Source organism: Paenibacillus sp. MER 99-2 (genome assembly GCF_023714095.1).
GTDB lineage: Bacteria > Bacillota > Bacilli > Paenibacillales > Paenibacillaceae > Paenibacillus.
The window spans coordinates 189,809-205,133 of record NZ_JAMAUZ010000001.1 but is presented as its reverse complement, the minus strand read 5'-3'; the positions used below and the strand labels follow the sequence as shown (position 1 = coordinate 205,133).

The 15,325-nt window shown below is 45.2% G+C and carries 13 protein-coding genes and 1 riboswitch; of the genes, 4 read left to right on the top strand and 9 right to left on the bottom strand.

Annotation, left to right across the window (positions count from 1 at the left end):
• Complete coding sequence (locus tag M3636_RS00925) at window positions 1–714, bottom strand: urea amidolyase associated protein UAAP1 (RefSeq protein ID WP_251380997.1); 714 nt, start codon at window positions 712–714, stop codon at window positions 1–3.
• Between the two features lie 70 nt (window positions 715–784).
• Window positions 785–898: riboswitch (guanidine-I (ykkC/yxkD leader) on the bottom strand.
• A 234-nt stretch (window positions 899–1,132) separates the two neighbouring features.
• Here M3636_RS00925 and M3636_RS00920 point away from each other — a divergent pair.
• From M3636_RS00920 to M3636_RS00910, 3 genes are all read left to right on the top strand, one after another.
• Window positions 1,133–2,458 carry an APC family permease gene (locus M3636_RS00920; RefSeq protein ID WP_251380996.1) on the top strand — a complete coding sequence of 442 codons (1,326 nt, stop codon included), beginning with the start codon at window positions 1,133–1,135 and terminating at the stop codon, window positions 2,456–2,458.
• 68 nt (window positions 2,459–2,526) lie between these two features.
• Window positions 2,527–3,105, top strand: coding sequence for a TetR/AcrR family transcriptional regulator (locus M3636_RS00915; RefSeq protein WP_251380995.1), 579 nt, complete (start codon window positions 2,527–2,529; stop codon window positions 3,103–3,105).
• Window positions 3,106–3,130: 25 nt separating this feature from the next.
• Entirely contained in the window at window positions 3,131–3,478 is a 348-nt protein-coding gene (locus M3636_RS00910; RefSeq protein WP_251380994.1) for a hypothetical protein, read from the top strand.
• 93 nt (window positions 3,479–3,571) lie between these two features.
• Here the strand turns inward: M3636_RS00910 and pstB are convergent, their stop codons facing one another.
• The 5 genes from pstB to M3636_RS00885 form a co-directional block, all read right to left on the bottom strand.
• Window positions 3,572–4,327, bottom strand: a complete 756-nt coding sequence (pstB, locus tag M3636_RS00905; protein ID WP_251380993.1) for a phosphate ABC transporter ATP-binding protein PstB — start codon at window positions 4,325–4,327, stop codon at window positions 3,572–3,574.
• Window positions 4,328–4,497: 170 nt separating this feature from the next.
• Window positions 4,498–5,406, bottom strand: a complete 909-nt coding sequence (gene pstA / locus M3636_RS00900; protein ID WP_251380992.1) for a phosphate ABC transporter permease PstA — start codon at window positions 5,404–5,406, stop codon at window positions 4,498–4,500.
• A complete protein-coding gene (gene pstC / locus M3636_RS00895; RefSeq protein WP_483311509.1) occupies window positions 5,403–6,362 on the bottom strand; it encodes a phosphate ABC transporter permease subunit PstC in 960 nt (319 codons plus the stop codon). Before pstC ends, pstA begins: the two co-directional genes overlap by 4 nt.
• Before the next feature lie 196 nt (window positions 6,363–6,558).
• On the bottom strand, window positions 6,559–7,422 hold the full coding sequence (locus M3636_RS00890) for a phosphate ABC transporter substrate-binding protein (RefSeq protein WP_251380991.1): 864 nt from the start codon (window positions 7,420–7,422) through the stop codon (window positions 6,559–6,561).
• A 58-nt stretch (window positions 7,423–7,480) separates the two neighbouring features.
• Window positions 7,481–8,881: a stalk domain-containing protein gene (locus tag M3636_RS00885; protein WP_251380990.1), complete on the bottom strand. Its 1,401-nt coding sequence runs from the start codon at window positions 8,879–8,881 to the stop codon at window positions 7,481–7,483.
• A 676-nt stretch (window positions 8,882–9,557) separates the two neighbouring features.
• On the opposite strand from M3636_RS00885, the gene M3636_RS00880 reads away from it, so the two are divergent.
• Window positions 9,558–10,592 carry an alpha/beta fold hydrolase gene (locus M3636_RS00880; RefSeq protein ID WP_251380989.1) on the top strand — a complete coding sequence of 345 codons (1,035 nt, stop codon included), beginning with the start codon at window positions 9,558–9,560 and terminating at the stop codon, window positions 10,590–10,592.
• 325 nt (window positions 10,593–10,917) lie between these two features.
• Here M3636_RS00880 and M3636_RS00875 read toward each other — a convergent pair whose 3' ends face one another.
• Genes M3636_RS00875 through M3636_RS00865 form a run of 3 tightly spaced genes read right to left on the bottom strand, consistent with a single transcriptional unit; the run spans window position 10,918 to window position 15,308 of the window.
• Window positions 10,918–11,859: a family 43 glycosylhydrolase gene (locus M3636_RS00875; RefSeq protein ID WP_251380988.1), complete on the bottom strand. Its 942-nt coding sequence runs from the start codon at window positions 11,857–11,859 to the stop codon at window positions 10,918–10,920.
• Window positions 11,860–11,892: 33 nt separating this feature from the next.
• Complete coding sequence (locus tag M3636_RS00870; protein ID WP_251382466.1) at window positions 11,893–13,602, bottom strand: galactose-binding domain-containing protein; 1,710 nt, start codon at window positions 13,600–13,602, stop codon at window positions 11,893–11,895.
• Window positions 13,603–13,622: 20 nt separating this feature from the next.
• The gene (locus M3636_RS00865) at window positions 13,623–15,308 is read right to left on the bottom strand and encodes an extracellular solute-binding protein (protein WP_251380987.1); all 1,686 of its coding nucleotides are present in this window, start codon (window positions 15,306–15,308) and stop codon (window positions 13,623–13,625) included.
• Between the last annotated feature and the right edge of the window lie 17 nt (window positions 15,309–15,325).

The following is a 15,325-nucleotide window of genomic DNA, read 5'->3' as shown; positions in this document are numbered from 1 at the left end:
TTAATGAGCTCCCTTCAATAACGCGTATGCTTGCCAGGTATTTTCAAAAGCTCTTCGGTTCTCATCGCAGTGTACAACGCAGCGATCATCTAATGTCACAGGTTCAGCTTCGCTAAATGTCAGTTCAATGGCGGAATCAGGATAACTTGTTTCAGGGTCTAGTGGATTAGGCGTGTTGGATACAACGAGAAGGAGGTCCATTTCTGTTCGGAGCGTTACGGATGTGCCCGCTGTAGGTTGCTGCTCATATCGCATCGCACCATCGAGTTCACAGATCACTTTGGAGAAAAAGTTAATCGGTGTACCCAGATCACGAGGCGTTAGCTGGTGTCGATACATCTCCACGATCAGATTTTCGTAGCCGCTGCGGTACCAAGCATTACGTTCATTCTGATACGAGGTGAGTCCATATTGGTGATCGGTACTTTGACGAGTGGTGTAGCCGGACAAGGTGTCATGCCAGCCTGTCGTATCATCTGTGATGGAGGCAAGAACGCGCCCTTGATCACTCATTAACACATGACCTGCTGTCAAGTAAGCTGTATGTTGAGCTTTCAGCGAGTCCGGCATGTTATAACGCTCAGTAGGATCTGAAGCGTGGAACAGAAGGGTGGTCAGATTGGCTCGATCCATTGTTGCTGTCATTCGAATGTTCTTCCCCCGGCTAATGTAACCAGACCACTTGCCACCTGCTTGGATGCGAATTGAAGTCATATCAGTACCTCCTGTGTAGTAAAAAAAATAAAAAAGCCCGGGAGAAATACCAAAAATGAATTTTGGTACATTCTCCCGGGCTTTTTTCCCGCCGTGTACATGGTTGCCGTTCACACTGCATCCATGCGTTTTCTCTCGGACCAGACAACGACACTAGCCGTTCGGAACCCTAGAAAACATTTTTATTTGATTTGATGTTAACAATCCTAACACACAATAAAAAGTGTGACAAGAGCATTTTTATTTGAAAATATTCACTTCAATATAGCGATCTATTTTACGTCATTATTTTTGACATTTAAACTCGTTTTCACGAAAAAAAAGCTTGTGCTTTCAGAAATTCCTTGGTTAAATGTGAGGTGTCATGACAAAGACCACGGTATATCATCGATTCATTCCGAAACCAGGAGGAGATTTTATGTCAGATAAACTAACTTTGAAGAGAGAACTCTCTCTAACTCACGTCGTGACCATGGGGCTATCTTGGATGTCACCAATGATCTTTTTCACAAGTTTCGGTGTGTTACATGAAGGATCTGGGGGCATGCTGTTAGCCGCATATGTACTCGCATTTATCGCGATCTTATTCACTGCATTGAGCTATGGTCAGATGGCCCGTGCGTTCCCCGTATCTGGATCAGCCTACACGTACACGACTAAATCCATGAACCCATTTATCGGTTTCATGGTGGGGTGGGCAATCCTGCTCGATTACCTTTTCTCATGCATCATTGCTGTGCTCATGTTCGGTATTAATCTACATGCACAATTCACCTCAGTGCCTGCCTCTGTCTGGATTGTGTTGTGCACACTTGTAGTCATGATCATCAATATTATCGGAATCAAAACATCAGCCAATGTTAGTAAAATTTTTGTGTTGATGCAGATTTTGTTCATCGCCGGTTTTTGCGCTCTATTGGTGTACAGAGCGTTTCAAGGCGGGATCACCGCAGGCTGGAACCCTTTGGCTGTTCAGGAGGGAGTTTCATTCTCTACGATTCTTGCCGGCGCTTCCCTCGTTTGCTTCTCATTCCTTGGCTTCGACTCCATTACAACGATGACTGAAGAGACCAAGCAACCCAAAAAGACGATTCCACGCGCTATTCTTATTATCGTGTTGATGGCGGGCTTGATGTACTTTGTTACCGCATTTCTGATTCAGCAAATGTACCCTTCGTTTACGTCCAGCAATATAGACTCCGCAGGATTTGAACTCATGCAAGTTATTGGCGGTCCTTTGCTAGCCTCCATCTTTACGTTTGTCATTATTTTCTCCGTTCTCGCTCAGGGCATGTCTTCCATGACTACTGTTACCCGTCTGATGTTTGTGATGGGAAGAACCTCTTTACTTCCGCGTATGTTTGCATCCATTCATCCAAAATATCGTACACCGACATTCAACATTATTCTGATGAGTATTATTTCGTTATCTGCCATATTCATCAGCCTTGAAACAGCTATTAAGTTCGTTAATTTTGGCGCATTAACCGCGTTTCTGTTCGTCAATCTATCCGTGATTTCGCACTATATTATTCGTGAAAAGCAGCGCTCGCCAAAGGACTTGTTCGTCCGACTGGTATGTCCACTGATCGGTGCAGGGTTTGTATTTTATCTCATCATGTTACTGGATCTATCTTCGTTACTACTTGGCGCTGGATGGCTCGTTGCAGGATTAATTTACTATGTCATCAAAAAGGTAAAGCCAGCAACAGTGAACATGGCCAAGGTGGATGAAGCTGTATAATAAGAAGAGGATGTAAATGGAACGAATGAGTTCGTGCATGGAGTTTGGGATTGGAAAGGAGGGATCTGATGACGTTGGATCGAATTAAAGAAGCTTCCCTGCTGTTATTTTCCAAGCATGGCTTCGAGGGAACTTCTTTGCATGAAATTGCGACTCAGGTGGGTATTAAGAAACCCTCACTTTATACTTATTTTTCAAGTAAAGACGAGCTATATCTTGATCTTCTGCATGATGCACTACAAACCGAATTAGATTATGCCCGTCAGTTACTGGAGCGTAGACATGAACATGAAGGGTCACTACAAGAGGTATTACTTCGTTATTTGTCCCACTATATGGAACGGTATGAGCAGGAATCAAGCGTTGCTTTTATCATTCGAACATGCCTTTATCCGCCGCAACATCTGCGGGCTCAGATCCATGAACGGCGCACATTTTATATGCAATCGCTAGATCAGCTATTGTTTACTCTGTTCGAAAACGAAAGATTGGGTTCTGTACCCGCACCTTCTTCAGCCGTAGAGATCTCCATAGCCTTCTTCAGGGTATATCTGCAAGGGTTGTGGGTTGAATTACTGCGCAGCGGTAGGGAGTATGCTTACGCCAGACTGCAATCGACATGGCCTGCTGTCTCGAATACCTTGTGAATGAATGTGAATGGAGGTTACGTTCATGAAAATCACACGTAAACGCGGAATTACGATCATACTCCTTGTATTAAGTCTATTGGTGCTAAGTGATGTATGGCTATGGTCTTCAGGGAAAGTTGGCGTGTTCAACACAGCGAAGAGAGTTTTGTCAGGCGCACCTCAGGTCACGCTTAACGGACAGACTTTATCCTATCAGGGAAAGGTTGATTTTGAGGGTATGGATACGCTTGAGGAGTATGCTACCAGCGATGCAGGAATCCCTTTGTACAAAGCATTACACACTCCCCCATCACCGCCCTGGATCTATGTTCAGCATGAACATACAATCTTTTTCCGTTATAACATCCCGAAGGCTCCTTGGAAAATGTGAACATAAAAAAGTCTTTCAGAACCGATCTGAAAGACTTGCATCTGATATTTGATATAGCAGTCATATAATATAACTTGTAATGCGCTTGCTTGATCAGCCGAATCGACCACTAATATAATCCTGTGTGCGCGAATCAACGGGACTTGAGAATAAATCTTGAGTTGCACCGTACTCCACGACCTCACCATTGAGGAAAAACACGGTCTGTTGGGATACCCGCGCCGCTTGCTGCATATTGTGGGTGACCATGACGATGGTGTAGCGTTCCTTCAACTCATGTGTCAGCTCCTCAATCTTGAAGGTGGAGACGGGATCAAGGGATGCTGTAGCCTCATCCATCAGCAGAATATCCGGCTCCACCGCCAGTGCGCGTGCAATACAGAGACGTTGCTGCTGCCCTCCAGATAGACTTAATGCGGAACGCTTCAAGTTATCCTTCACTTCATCCCATAACACAGCCGAACGAAGACTCTGTTCAACGATCTCATCTAGCTTTTTCTTGCCATGAATCCCATGTTGTTTTGGTCCAAAGGCTACGTTCTCGTAGATGGATTTGGGGAAAGGATTGGGCTGCTGGAAGACCATTCCGATTTTTTTGCGAAGAGATTCCACATGCACTTCCCCATGGTAGATATCAGTTCCTCCTACAGCTACTTTCCCCTCAATGCGTGTGCCGGGAATGCGATCATTCATCCGATTGAGCGTGCGCAGCAGCGTGGACTTCCCACATCCAGACGGCCCGATAAAGGCAGTAATGGCTCGTTCCGAGATATCCATCGAGACCTCTTTAAGCGCTTGGAATGTACCATAAAATAAATTCAGCTTATTAATTTCGATAATAGGTTGCACAAGGTGCCCTCCCAGTGGTGAAATGAATTACGTTCCTTATTTGCTTATGCGAAGGATAACCAGATAAACGATATTGCCGTAAATTAACCTATACATTTAGATTCAATATTGACGTAAGCATAAGCTCTTCCTCGCACGTTGCCTCTTCAAATTAGACTAAGCATACAGCCTCAGACTTGAGTCTTGCGTGCATTGAACCACAGTGGCACACGGAACAGAATGTTAATGAGCAAAGCTACGAAGATCAGTACAGCCGTCGTTTTCTGTGCAATCAGTTCGGCATCCGGTACAATCGCTTCGGATTGGATATACCACAAATGCACGGCGAGGGTTCCTCCCGGCGAGAACAGATTGAAATCCCACATCTCTCCTGATGTGGATACACCTGCGGTCAAAATAATAACGGCACTCTCACCGAATGCTCGACCTGCAGTAAGGCAGATCCCTGTCATAATCCCGTTCAGAGCAACAGGCAGTAATACACTGCGAATCGTCTGTAGATGCGTTGAGCCTAATGCAAACGATGCATTGCGGAGTTCAACCGGAACCGCTCGAATCGATTCCTCGGTCACCCGCGTCAACACCGGAAGATTCAAGAAAGCAAGGCTAATCGCTGCCCCCAAGATGGTTAGACCAATTTCGAAAAACTCCACAAATAAGGCAATCCCAAACAATCCAAAAATAATCGACGGAACAGAGGACAACCCTTCCACACAGATCCGTACAAACTCAATAAGTTTATTGTTCGGAGCGAACTCCGCCAGATAGATTCCGGCTGCCATTCCGATAGGAATAGAGACGAGCAGCGAGATAATCAGCACATAGAATGAATTAAATAGTGCCGGCCCGATCCCTCCGCCTTCTTCAATCTCACTTGGTATGCCATATAAGAAGTCCCAGCTCAGCTCTGGAAGACCTTTTTGCAGCAAAAGAAATAGCAGTCCAATGATAAATAGAATCACAATGATGCCTATGCCCCAGACCGTGCCCGTAAACAGCCGATCCATCAGCACGGAAGCTCTTCTGCGTTTACTGAATAAATAAGGGGAACCCGCACTTACCTCTTTTCTCATACTCATGAGCCTTGTACCCCTTTTCTCTGAAACATTCTTACGGCAACAATCATCAATATGGAGATCGCGAGCAAAATAAAGCCCATCATGTACAGACCCCGATTCCAGGTCGAATCGAACTCTACACTTGAAATTTGCATAACGATATTACTCGTCAACACGGATGTTGGTGTAAACAGACTATTTGGCAGCTGCGCTGTATTCCCAATGACCATCACCACAGCCATCGTTTCACCAATAGCACGTGTCATTCCGAGAATGACCGCATAGGTAATCCCACCCCTTGCAGCAGGTAAGACAACACGAGTTATCGTCTGAAAACGGTTGGTACCTAGGGCATACGCCGCATCCCTGTATTTATTCGGCACGGCTGATATCGCATCATCACTAATCCTACTAATCGTAGGCAGAATCATAATGGTCAGCACGATGGAGGCTGCGAGCAGACCGTCGGCAAGATCATTGCCACTTATCTCCCTAAGCCATGGAATGAGAATCGTCAGTCCCAAGAAACCATATACGACCGAAGGAATACCCACCAGTAGATCCAGCACAGGACGTAACACTTGACGAAGCCATTTCGGTGTCATTTCCGCCAGAAATACTGCAACGATGACCGAGATCGGGATGGCAAACAGCATGGTGAGTCCTGTCAGAGCCAGCGTGCCCAGAATGAAGGTCAGCGCACCGTAATGTTCATTTTCGGGGTCCCAGTTCGTGGAGAAGAAGAATTCCTTCAATGAAACATCTGCAAATGTGAGGACACCCGTCCGAAGCATGAGAACTAGAATAGATAACAAAATCAGACATACCAATAGTGCACTGCTAATACAGATCACGCGAAATAGTTTGTTAGACCACCTTAGGCGGGCCTTCCGGTCAAAGCGTGTTCCCGAGCCGGGAGCCTTACCCACACCTGAGCCAAGCTCATTTGGCGCAGAGCTGTTGGCAGGTGCATTCATATCCATCATGACGGACTCTTCCTTTCACATAGAGAAGCCAGCTTGGCGACCACGCGCGGAAGCTGGCTATCCCTTGCCTTATGAAATGTGGAATTAACGAACGGCTACATATAAGAGGTTGTTCAAAAAGTCCGCTTTTGATTACGAAGGATCTTCTCGGTACTGAAAACCGACCTTTTTGAACACGCACTATAAGTTATTTAACAGCTGCGAGTGGAATGAATTTCAGTTTTTTCAGGGAACCATTCTGGAACTTGCTGCTCTGAATATACTCGATGAACGCTTTGGTAGCCCCTGTTGGCTGACCTTTTGTCATGTAGTATCCAATGCCCCATACTTTGTACGTTTTGTTCAGAACGTTTTTCTCTGTTGGTGCTACACCGTTAATGGAGACAGCCTTCATTTTGCTCGTTACATACGGAAGGTCGATATACCCGATCGCATTAGGTGTCGTTTCAATCGTTGTTTTCATATCACCGCTGGAGCCAACCTCTTTGTAGTTGTCCCCTTTGCTCATGAAATCCTTGCCATCCAGTGCTTTTTGTTGGAAGTTAACACGTGTGCCTGATCCGAATTTACGGTTAACTACAACAATGTTTGCATCCGAACCGCCTACCTCTTTCCAGTTCGTAATTTTACCAGAGAAGATATCCTGCAATTGTTTGGTTGTCAGGTTGCTTACACCGACATTCGTATTCACAACTGCCGTGAACACTGTTACAGCTACCGGATTCGCTACCAAGCCATCAAATTTCTTGAAGCCAGGTACGTCCTTGGAAGCATCCCAGTCTACCGCGCCAATATCAGCAATGCCTTTACGAACGGATTGAGGGCCTGTGATAGAACCCGCTGCGGAAGCAGAGATTTTGACCTTTGGGTTATCTTTCTTGAATTCACTAGCCGCTTGAAGGGTAAGTGGCAGCAACGCCGAGGAACCGTTAATTACGATTTTGCCTTTCTCCGTGCTTTTGGCAGCAGATGCCGTCGTAGCGCCACCAAGTCCACCAATTAGTGATACCGCCATAAGCATTGCTGTGAAGGGTTTGATCCATTTTTTCATGGGAAAATAAGCTCCTCTCAATTTAACAAGCATTGTTAATATTTGATTTTTTCAAGTCTTACTTTGTTACAGCTCTCCAGCCCTGTCCTGAACTCACCAGCACCTGACCATTCTCCACCACTGCAATCTGAGATCCAACAACCGCAATGGAGGATACGTTCGAGGATACCGTGAATAGCTTCGTCTGGTTGCCTGTGATCGTATCGATGGAATAAATCACGCTGTTGTTATCATCTTGAGCGGCAAGTACAACCAATTTTCCGTTCGATAGAATCGCTTGCTCTACGTCATAATCTGCATACACAAAGCTCACCTTTTGGGATGAATCAACAGACATCAGTGTTGCCTTACCCTCTGTAGACGGTACGCTAACGTAATAAGCCTTCTGTCCATCTGCAGACCATACAAATAGCTTGTCATCCGTTGTTGTTGTGAGTTTCACCGCTTCTGGTTTTGAATCACCCATGTTATACGAATAAATCTGCTGTTGATCAGACGAGAAATCAATCGATACATTATCTTCGTCAACATTCGTTGAATCCGAAGTGACTTTGCTAAGTGACGTTACTGTATAAACAAATTTCTTGCCATCTGCGGAAACGTTCAAATTCTCTTTATAATCCACCTTGTCTTCCACCAGCTTGGTAATGGCTCCGTCAGCCAGGTTCAGCTTGGCAATGACCGATCCTTTTTCCCCTTGCAAAAAGTAAATCGCACTACCATCTGCTGCCCACACCAGATCGGACTTGATGCTGTTATCACTCGTAATTAATTTTGAATTTTGGGTGGTGAGGTCAATGGTGTAAACGGCGCCTTCGGCATTGGTATAGACCGCTTTGTCACCGTTCGGGGAGATAACGAGATCTGATCCGCCGTCTGTCGTGAACAACAATTCATATTTACCGTTCGTTGCATTCACGAGATAGTCGGATCTGCCCTTGTCGTCATTTTTGGATACAATCAGCTTGTCCGTTCCAGCAAAACGTGGACTCTCGGCTTCTGCCAACAATGGGATGGTGCTAACCTCAAGTACACCCGCTCTCTTCACGAGAGTACCGCCAACTCCAGCAATGAGCGGACGAAGTGCAACGTAGCTTGTTCCCCCAATCAGGGTAACCGGTTGTGTCAGATTCGTTGTTGTACCATCAACTACGAACTGTTTAGAATTCTGTTGAAGTTGCACAGTATGTTCATTTAACTTGATCGTTGTGGTTCCTTTATGTACCTCGGTCTGTGCACAGATGGCTTTGGTCACATCACGAAGGGATACCAACGTCTCACCGTTCTTAACGATCGATCGAATCGTGACGGTACTGCCATTTATGGTAAACGTGGAATGTTGGATCTGAGCTGCATTGGAGACAGGTTTCACGGCAGGAGCAGCCGAGACCGCACTTACAACAGAAGTGCCTAACGCTGTGGCTACCATGGAAACTACTAACGCCTTTTTCATTAACATCGGCTATGTTCACCCTTCTTTTCCCATATAATTTGCCTTGTTTGTCGTGTCCTGCTGTTCATGTACTACATATCATTGCTCGGATCTGCATTTTGCATCATTTGCTGCGAGAATCACCTATTGAATTGATGCAAAATGACCGTTAACAACCAGCTTGCTCATCCCCCCAGACTTCCACGTTTCTACTCAAAATCACCTTGTACGATTGCTATTATAGGAGCGATTTGTAAAAAGGAAATCTGTGGATTGTGTATGAATTGTAAATAATTTCATATCACCCCAAAGAGCGCGTAGAACGTGATCTGTGACTCGCTAAGAACACTAAATATGACTCCACGTGATAAATAAAATTGTCGCTTTTGCTCATTTCGATCGCTTACTACATTAAGCGCTGTTATATGAATGTAAATTCATATCGTCATTTAACGAAACTCTTGATTTTCGATCAACATAAACCGCTTAATCTACTTATTTATTTCCTCGTATATTGCTCCAGACTGCCCATCACAACACCTAACAACAGTCGAATCCGACAAAATCCCGCCTAAGACTCAAGACCGACGATAATGTCACACCAGCGCACGATTTGAAATGATCACCGATCAAGTAACATAAGGGTATACATTCATGAGCAACTAACACATGGATAAATTTGAAGTAGAAAGGTACATACCCTATGAAAAAGGTGAAACAAACGATGTTGTTATGCTTGAGTATTACAGTGTTGGCACTCAGCATTACCGTTCTTTATTTTCCAACATGGACATCCTCCATAGAAGGTTCTAACAGTATCCATATACTAGAGCAAGTGAACATCAATGGCACAGATCATGAGATCATGATCCGGGGTCAGGATCTGAATAATCCCGTTATTCTATACATACACGGTGGACCTGGTGCATCTGAAATCCCTTACGCTAAGGAGGTTCAGGATCTATTAGAAACGAGATTTACGATAGTCAACTATGATCAGAGAGCAAGTGGCAAGTCCTATCACTTTTTCGAAGACTACTCCAATCTCTCCGCTAACTTGTTAGTGCAGGATACACTAGCTATCACGGATTACATCACTACACGTCTGGGAAAAGAGAAAGTGATCTTGATGGGTCATTCCTACGGCACGTACATCGGCACGCTTGCTGCACAGCAAGCACCGGACAAATATGAAGCCTATATCGGAGTTGGACAAATGGCGGACATCCAGCAGAGCGAGACGGACGGATGGAATCATGTGATGGAACAAGCCCGACTGGCTGGTCATGATGAGGACGTACACCAGTTGCAACAGATGTATGAAGCCATGACACAGGGGAAGGCCTTTGTACCGCGTGATATCGTGAAGCGATATGGTGGTGCTTCAAGGTTGATCGACAGTCCTGAAGCCACCTTCTTCGGAATGACGTTCAGCAGTGAATATACGATGCTTGATGCCATCCGCTACAATAGAGGAATTACATTTTCACAAGAGGTGCTGATCGGTGAGGCTATGAATCATCCTTTACCATCCAAAATTACGAAGCTGGATCTGCCCTTTTATTTCATTATGGGAGATTATGACTATATGACCTCCTCCCATGCAGCCCAGTTTTTCTTCGACAACATTGAAGCAGAGCACAAAGAATTTATCTCTTACAAGCAGTCAGCTCACTATCCCCACTATGAAGAAAAACAAAAATTCTTCAAATGGATGGTAGATACTTTTAATCATTAGACGTGCAGTATAAGGCATCCAGCCCACTCGCTCGCGCCAGAACTCGTAAAAGCTCTGCAAGTCATGGAACGACTCGCAGAGCGATCTATATAACTTGAACTAAAGAATATTTACACTTGCCACTCCAATGACAGAACAACCTTACGATCGCTGTTATCCCCAGATTTTTTTGATTCCCTCTATAAAGGGGAAAATCCGGGGATAAAGGCGACCGCTCCGCTTCTTCAGGTTATTTCTGTCCTCTCCGTTTCCGTGTAAATGTTTAGTTCAATTTATATAGCATTGGATATGAATGAGCAGACTGGCTCAGAAGGTACGGTATAACCTATTTTGCAAACAGGATTGAATCCGTCTCGCCATCCAAGGTCAACGTAACATACTCGTTAAGAACGGGCACAGCGTCATTGAACTCAATAGGCAACACGACATAACTGGACTGAAAATAATCCGACCCATTCCAGCGATCCGAAAAATACAGGTACTCCTGCGCTGATCGCTTCAGTACAAAAGCCGGCTGTGTACGATACGTCGTCTCATCACCGAAGTCATGGAGCATGCTCCACGAACCTTCCATTGAATCCGCCATCGTATACTTCCCTTGGTTCGGGTCCCATCCTGTGCAAAAAGAGGTAACCATATAATACTTCTCATTCCGCTTGAACACGGCTGGGGCTTCCCGATATTCTCCCTGCCACAGCTTCGAAACTAAACGTTCCACATTCAGATAATCTTCCTGAAGACGATAGATATGCAGATCCGCATTGTCTCTAGCAGCTGAGATAAAATAGGCTGTTCCATCATTATCCTGGAAGAGTGTGCAGTCTCTCGACATATACCCGTAAGGATTGAAGCTCCCATGATAGACAAATTGACGATCCGGATAATCGGAGGTGGCTACAGCACATGCCGCATCATTGTAGTTCTTTCCATTTTCATAGTGCACCCAGAGCACAAATTTCTTAGTCACGGAATTAAACAGAACTTTGGGGCGCTCAAGGTTTACCTTCCCACCCTCATCATTCACTAATTCCAGCTTGGTGCGGACTCGAATGGATGCCGTGGGAGTCGAAGTCGTCAGGATGTGATTCCGAAACTCCCACTGGAATAGATCCTTGGATCGGTAACAACTCACATAGTTATCATCTCTTCGGTCTTCACCGTACCAATAATAGTAACCTTCATGATATAACATATGCCCACCGTGAGCATGAATGGGTTCACCGTTCATATCATTCCAGAGACTACCGTTGACTAATGTTGTCTTCATGACGTTACCTCTCTTCTGTTGTCAGTCGCGCGCTTACTCAATGTCCTCTCCAAACACTTTGACTTCCCATAGTCTTGGTGTGTACCAGTTATTAGGATTATTGTGAAGCGTAGCACCCTGCATATTGATTCGCACATATCTAGCCGTGCTAGAGAGGGTGTCCGAAGTAAATCCGTAGGATTTATTATCCGTTCGATCCAATGCAACAGTCCAATTCACATTATCGTTGCTCGTCTCGATTTTATATTTATAGAATCCTTCGGAGCCTTTTTGCATCCACCATGAAATCTGTACATTATTAATCTGCTGTTCCGATCCGAGGTCTACCTTCCACCAATGTGGCCACGCAACGCTAGTACCCACCCATTCGGTTTGATAGCTGCCATCATTGGCGTAACTTGCTGGTTTCGTTCCCGTAGCCGTTTGTGCGGTTGCCTCTTTCCCTTGTGACAGCAGTTTTCCATGCTGTACAGGCACGACGACATCATTGTCCGTATCGTAGAGAACCTGATCAAAATAATCATAGAATGCGTATCCATTAGAGAACCAAACAGGTAACAATCGTTCCTCTGTGGTTCCATTTTGCGTGCCTGCCCATCCGAACATCCAGCGATAAGCAACCATCACAACATTGTCACCCGTATCTGGCGTCACCCGCATAACTGAGCCAGACTGTGCCGAGAAGGTCGAGGTATTGCCAATTACGCGTAGTTCAGACCACTGTCCATCGAGGCTTGTGGCAGATGAGTACATCGGTATGCTTGGATACCAGCCCGCAGCTTGGGAGGAAAATAAATAATAGATGCCGTCTTTCTTGATGACCTTGGGCAGTTCCCGGTGCTGGTTCTGATAAATAGTAGACACTTGATGATCGATATCCAGCCAATCGGAGGTTAACTGATACAATATCGTATCCGAATTATTATTCGCCGTTGAGATCAAGTACGCTGTCCCATCATCATCTTTGAAAATAGAGATATCTCTCGATTCGTTTCCACCTGGTCGGAAGCTCTTATGAAATGTAAATTCTTCTCCAGGTGTGGCAGATGCCACCGAAACTCTGGCAAGTGTGTAATCTCTGCTGTTCTCATAGTGAGCCCAAAATACAAACTTATTCGTGGACTCATGATATAGAATATTGATTCCCTCAAATTTGCTATCTGCTAAGTCTGGATGATCGGTATAAGATAGCACCACTTTATCGTTACCATAGGTAATATCATCGGTTGACGTCTGTTGGATCATCTGACCGAATCCACCTGTAGGCTTTTGCACAAAGTTGAATCTGTAGTAGGTATCCCCGACTTTCAGCTCATTCGGCAGGTTCAGCGTTGACTTAGTGGTGTTATCAAACGTCGTAAGATTCGCTGGAAGCACATATGGCGTATATTCGGGTGAAACCGCGGAGGTTATCACGGAGCTTCCCCCATACGCCTTCACTTGATAGGTGTACGTGCTACCTAGTTGAAGACCATAATCATCTGTTGTTGTCCCGGTTAAGGTCTGTAATAACTGATAAGCTCCATTGTTCTCGGATCGAAGCAATTCGTACCCGGTTGCTCCGTCAACAGGCGCCCAGTGGATCTTGGCATTGTTCACCTCAGAATCGTTCTTTAGTACAAACAGCGTTGCAGCAATATTCGTCTCTTCGCCAGCGGCTTGAGTAGTTGGTACAGCAGCAGAGAAATGGTATGCCAGCAATAGAAATGCAACAATGATTGCTATTCTTGATTTTTTTATCATCACGCTGAGTCATCTCCTTATTATTTCAGATTCATCAATGCCATGACATCTGTCTTGCTCGCTTGATTGTACCAATCGTTGACTTCCTCGGTTACTTCATCGCCGCCCTTCTCATGCCATTCCTTAACAAAGGTATCGAACGCTTCGAGCGGTTCATTGCCATAAATGATTTTGGTGAATATCTCCTGTTCCATCGTGGTCAACTGTTCCCATATATTTTGCATTGTTGGTGTAGGTGGCCCGTTAAAATCATTGGGTATCAAGGAATCCCGGTTCTCATAAGAGATTCGATATCCGTCTTTGGTCGTTTGATCCCTTGAAGCACTCTGAAGAAGAACACCTGTATCCGGTTCTACGCCATTAGCCAGATCATAGTAAGACTGACCAGGGCCGTCGACGCTTGGTGTGTTTTTCGTAAAGGCCATTTTCCCGACCCCTTGCACGGCTTCTAACGGTGTATTGAATTGCTGTGGGTCAAAAATGACTTCTTCTTTGACGATATCGTAGTCATATCCCTGCGCATAGCCGTATTTAAATTCTCCTGTGCCAAACGCCGCATCGTACATTTTATCGTAGTACAGGAAGAAGGCTTCCATGTTCTGAAAGTCTTTGTTAAACATAAATACGCCATCGTTCAATTGAGCAGTCTGATAGGTTCTATCCCCGTTCACACCTTGGATGGTTGGATAGGGAACAACTTTGGCACCCTCAATATTTTTCTCCACATCCTTCACACTGCCGTATAACCAAGGTCGACCGACGATAATGCCTGCCTTGCCTTCCGTAAAGTCTGACAAAGCGTCCCATGCTCCCTGCGTAGCCAGCTCTTTGTTCAAATATCCTTTAGCGTACCAATCACGCAGCTTGCCAAGTGCCTCATTGTTGCCTGGAGCGACCGATCCATAGGTCAGTTTGCCATTATCATTAACCCATTGTCTTGGAAGATGTTTACCTGTATATGCACTGAAAATCATGACTGGATCACTCACCCAGCCTGTGTTGTACGAATCTTTCCCCGAGAAAGTAAAGCCATATGTATCCTGCTTGCCATTACCATCCGGGTCATCATTCGTAAATGCCGCAATGACTTGCTCGAACTCTTCCAGTGTTGTTGGCGCTTTCAATTGCAGTTTGTCGAGCCAATCTTGGCGAATCAACATGACTTCACCTTCTGTGAGATTTGGCGCAATCGCCATACCATACACTTTGCCGTCGCGAACAACCGGATTGAAGGTCGATGGATATTGTTTGTGAATTTCCTTGATGCGGTCAGGCATGTATGTTGCGATATCTTCCGTAATTTCCTTTACCTGTCCAGATTCGATCAAGTCGTTAATCAGCATTGTGTCATAGACCGGTAGAACGTCTGGCAGCTTCTCTGAACCCGTTAGTGCAAGCCGTAACTTGGTATTATATTGTGAAGCATCACCCCCAAGCAGCGTAGTTTCGATCTTAATGCCGAGCTTTTCCTCGCCCCAGCGAGTTAACACATTGTCATTCAGGCTTTCGCCGTTGATGTATTTGCCCGAATTCTCATCCTGTTGTTTGGCAATCGTCATGGTCAATGGCGGATCATACTTTCCATCCTTCAGCACGGATTCTGGCGTAGCAACGTTATTGCTCTCTCCACTGCTACAACCGGCGACGACAAGTGCTGACAACATGATTGTACTTAACATTTTCCACATCACACTTTTTCTGTTCACGGAACTATTCCCCCTCT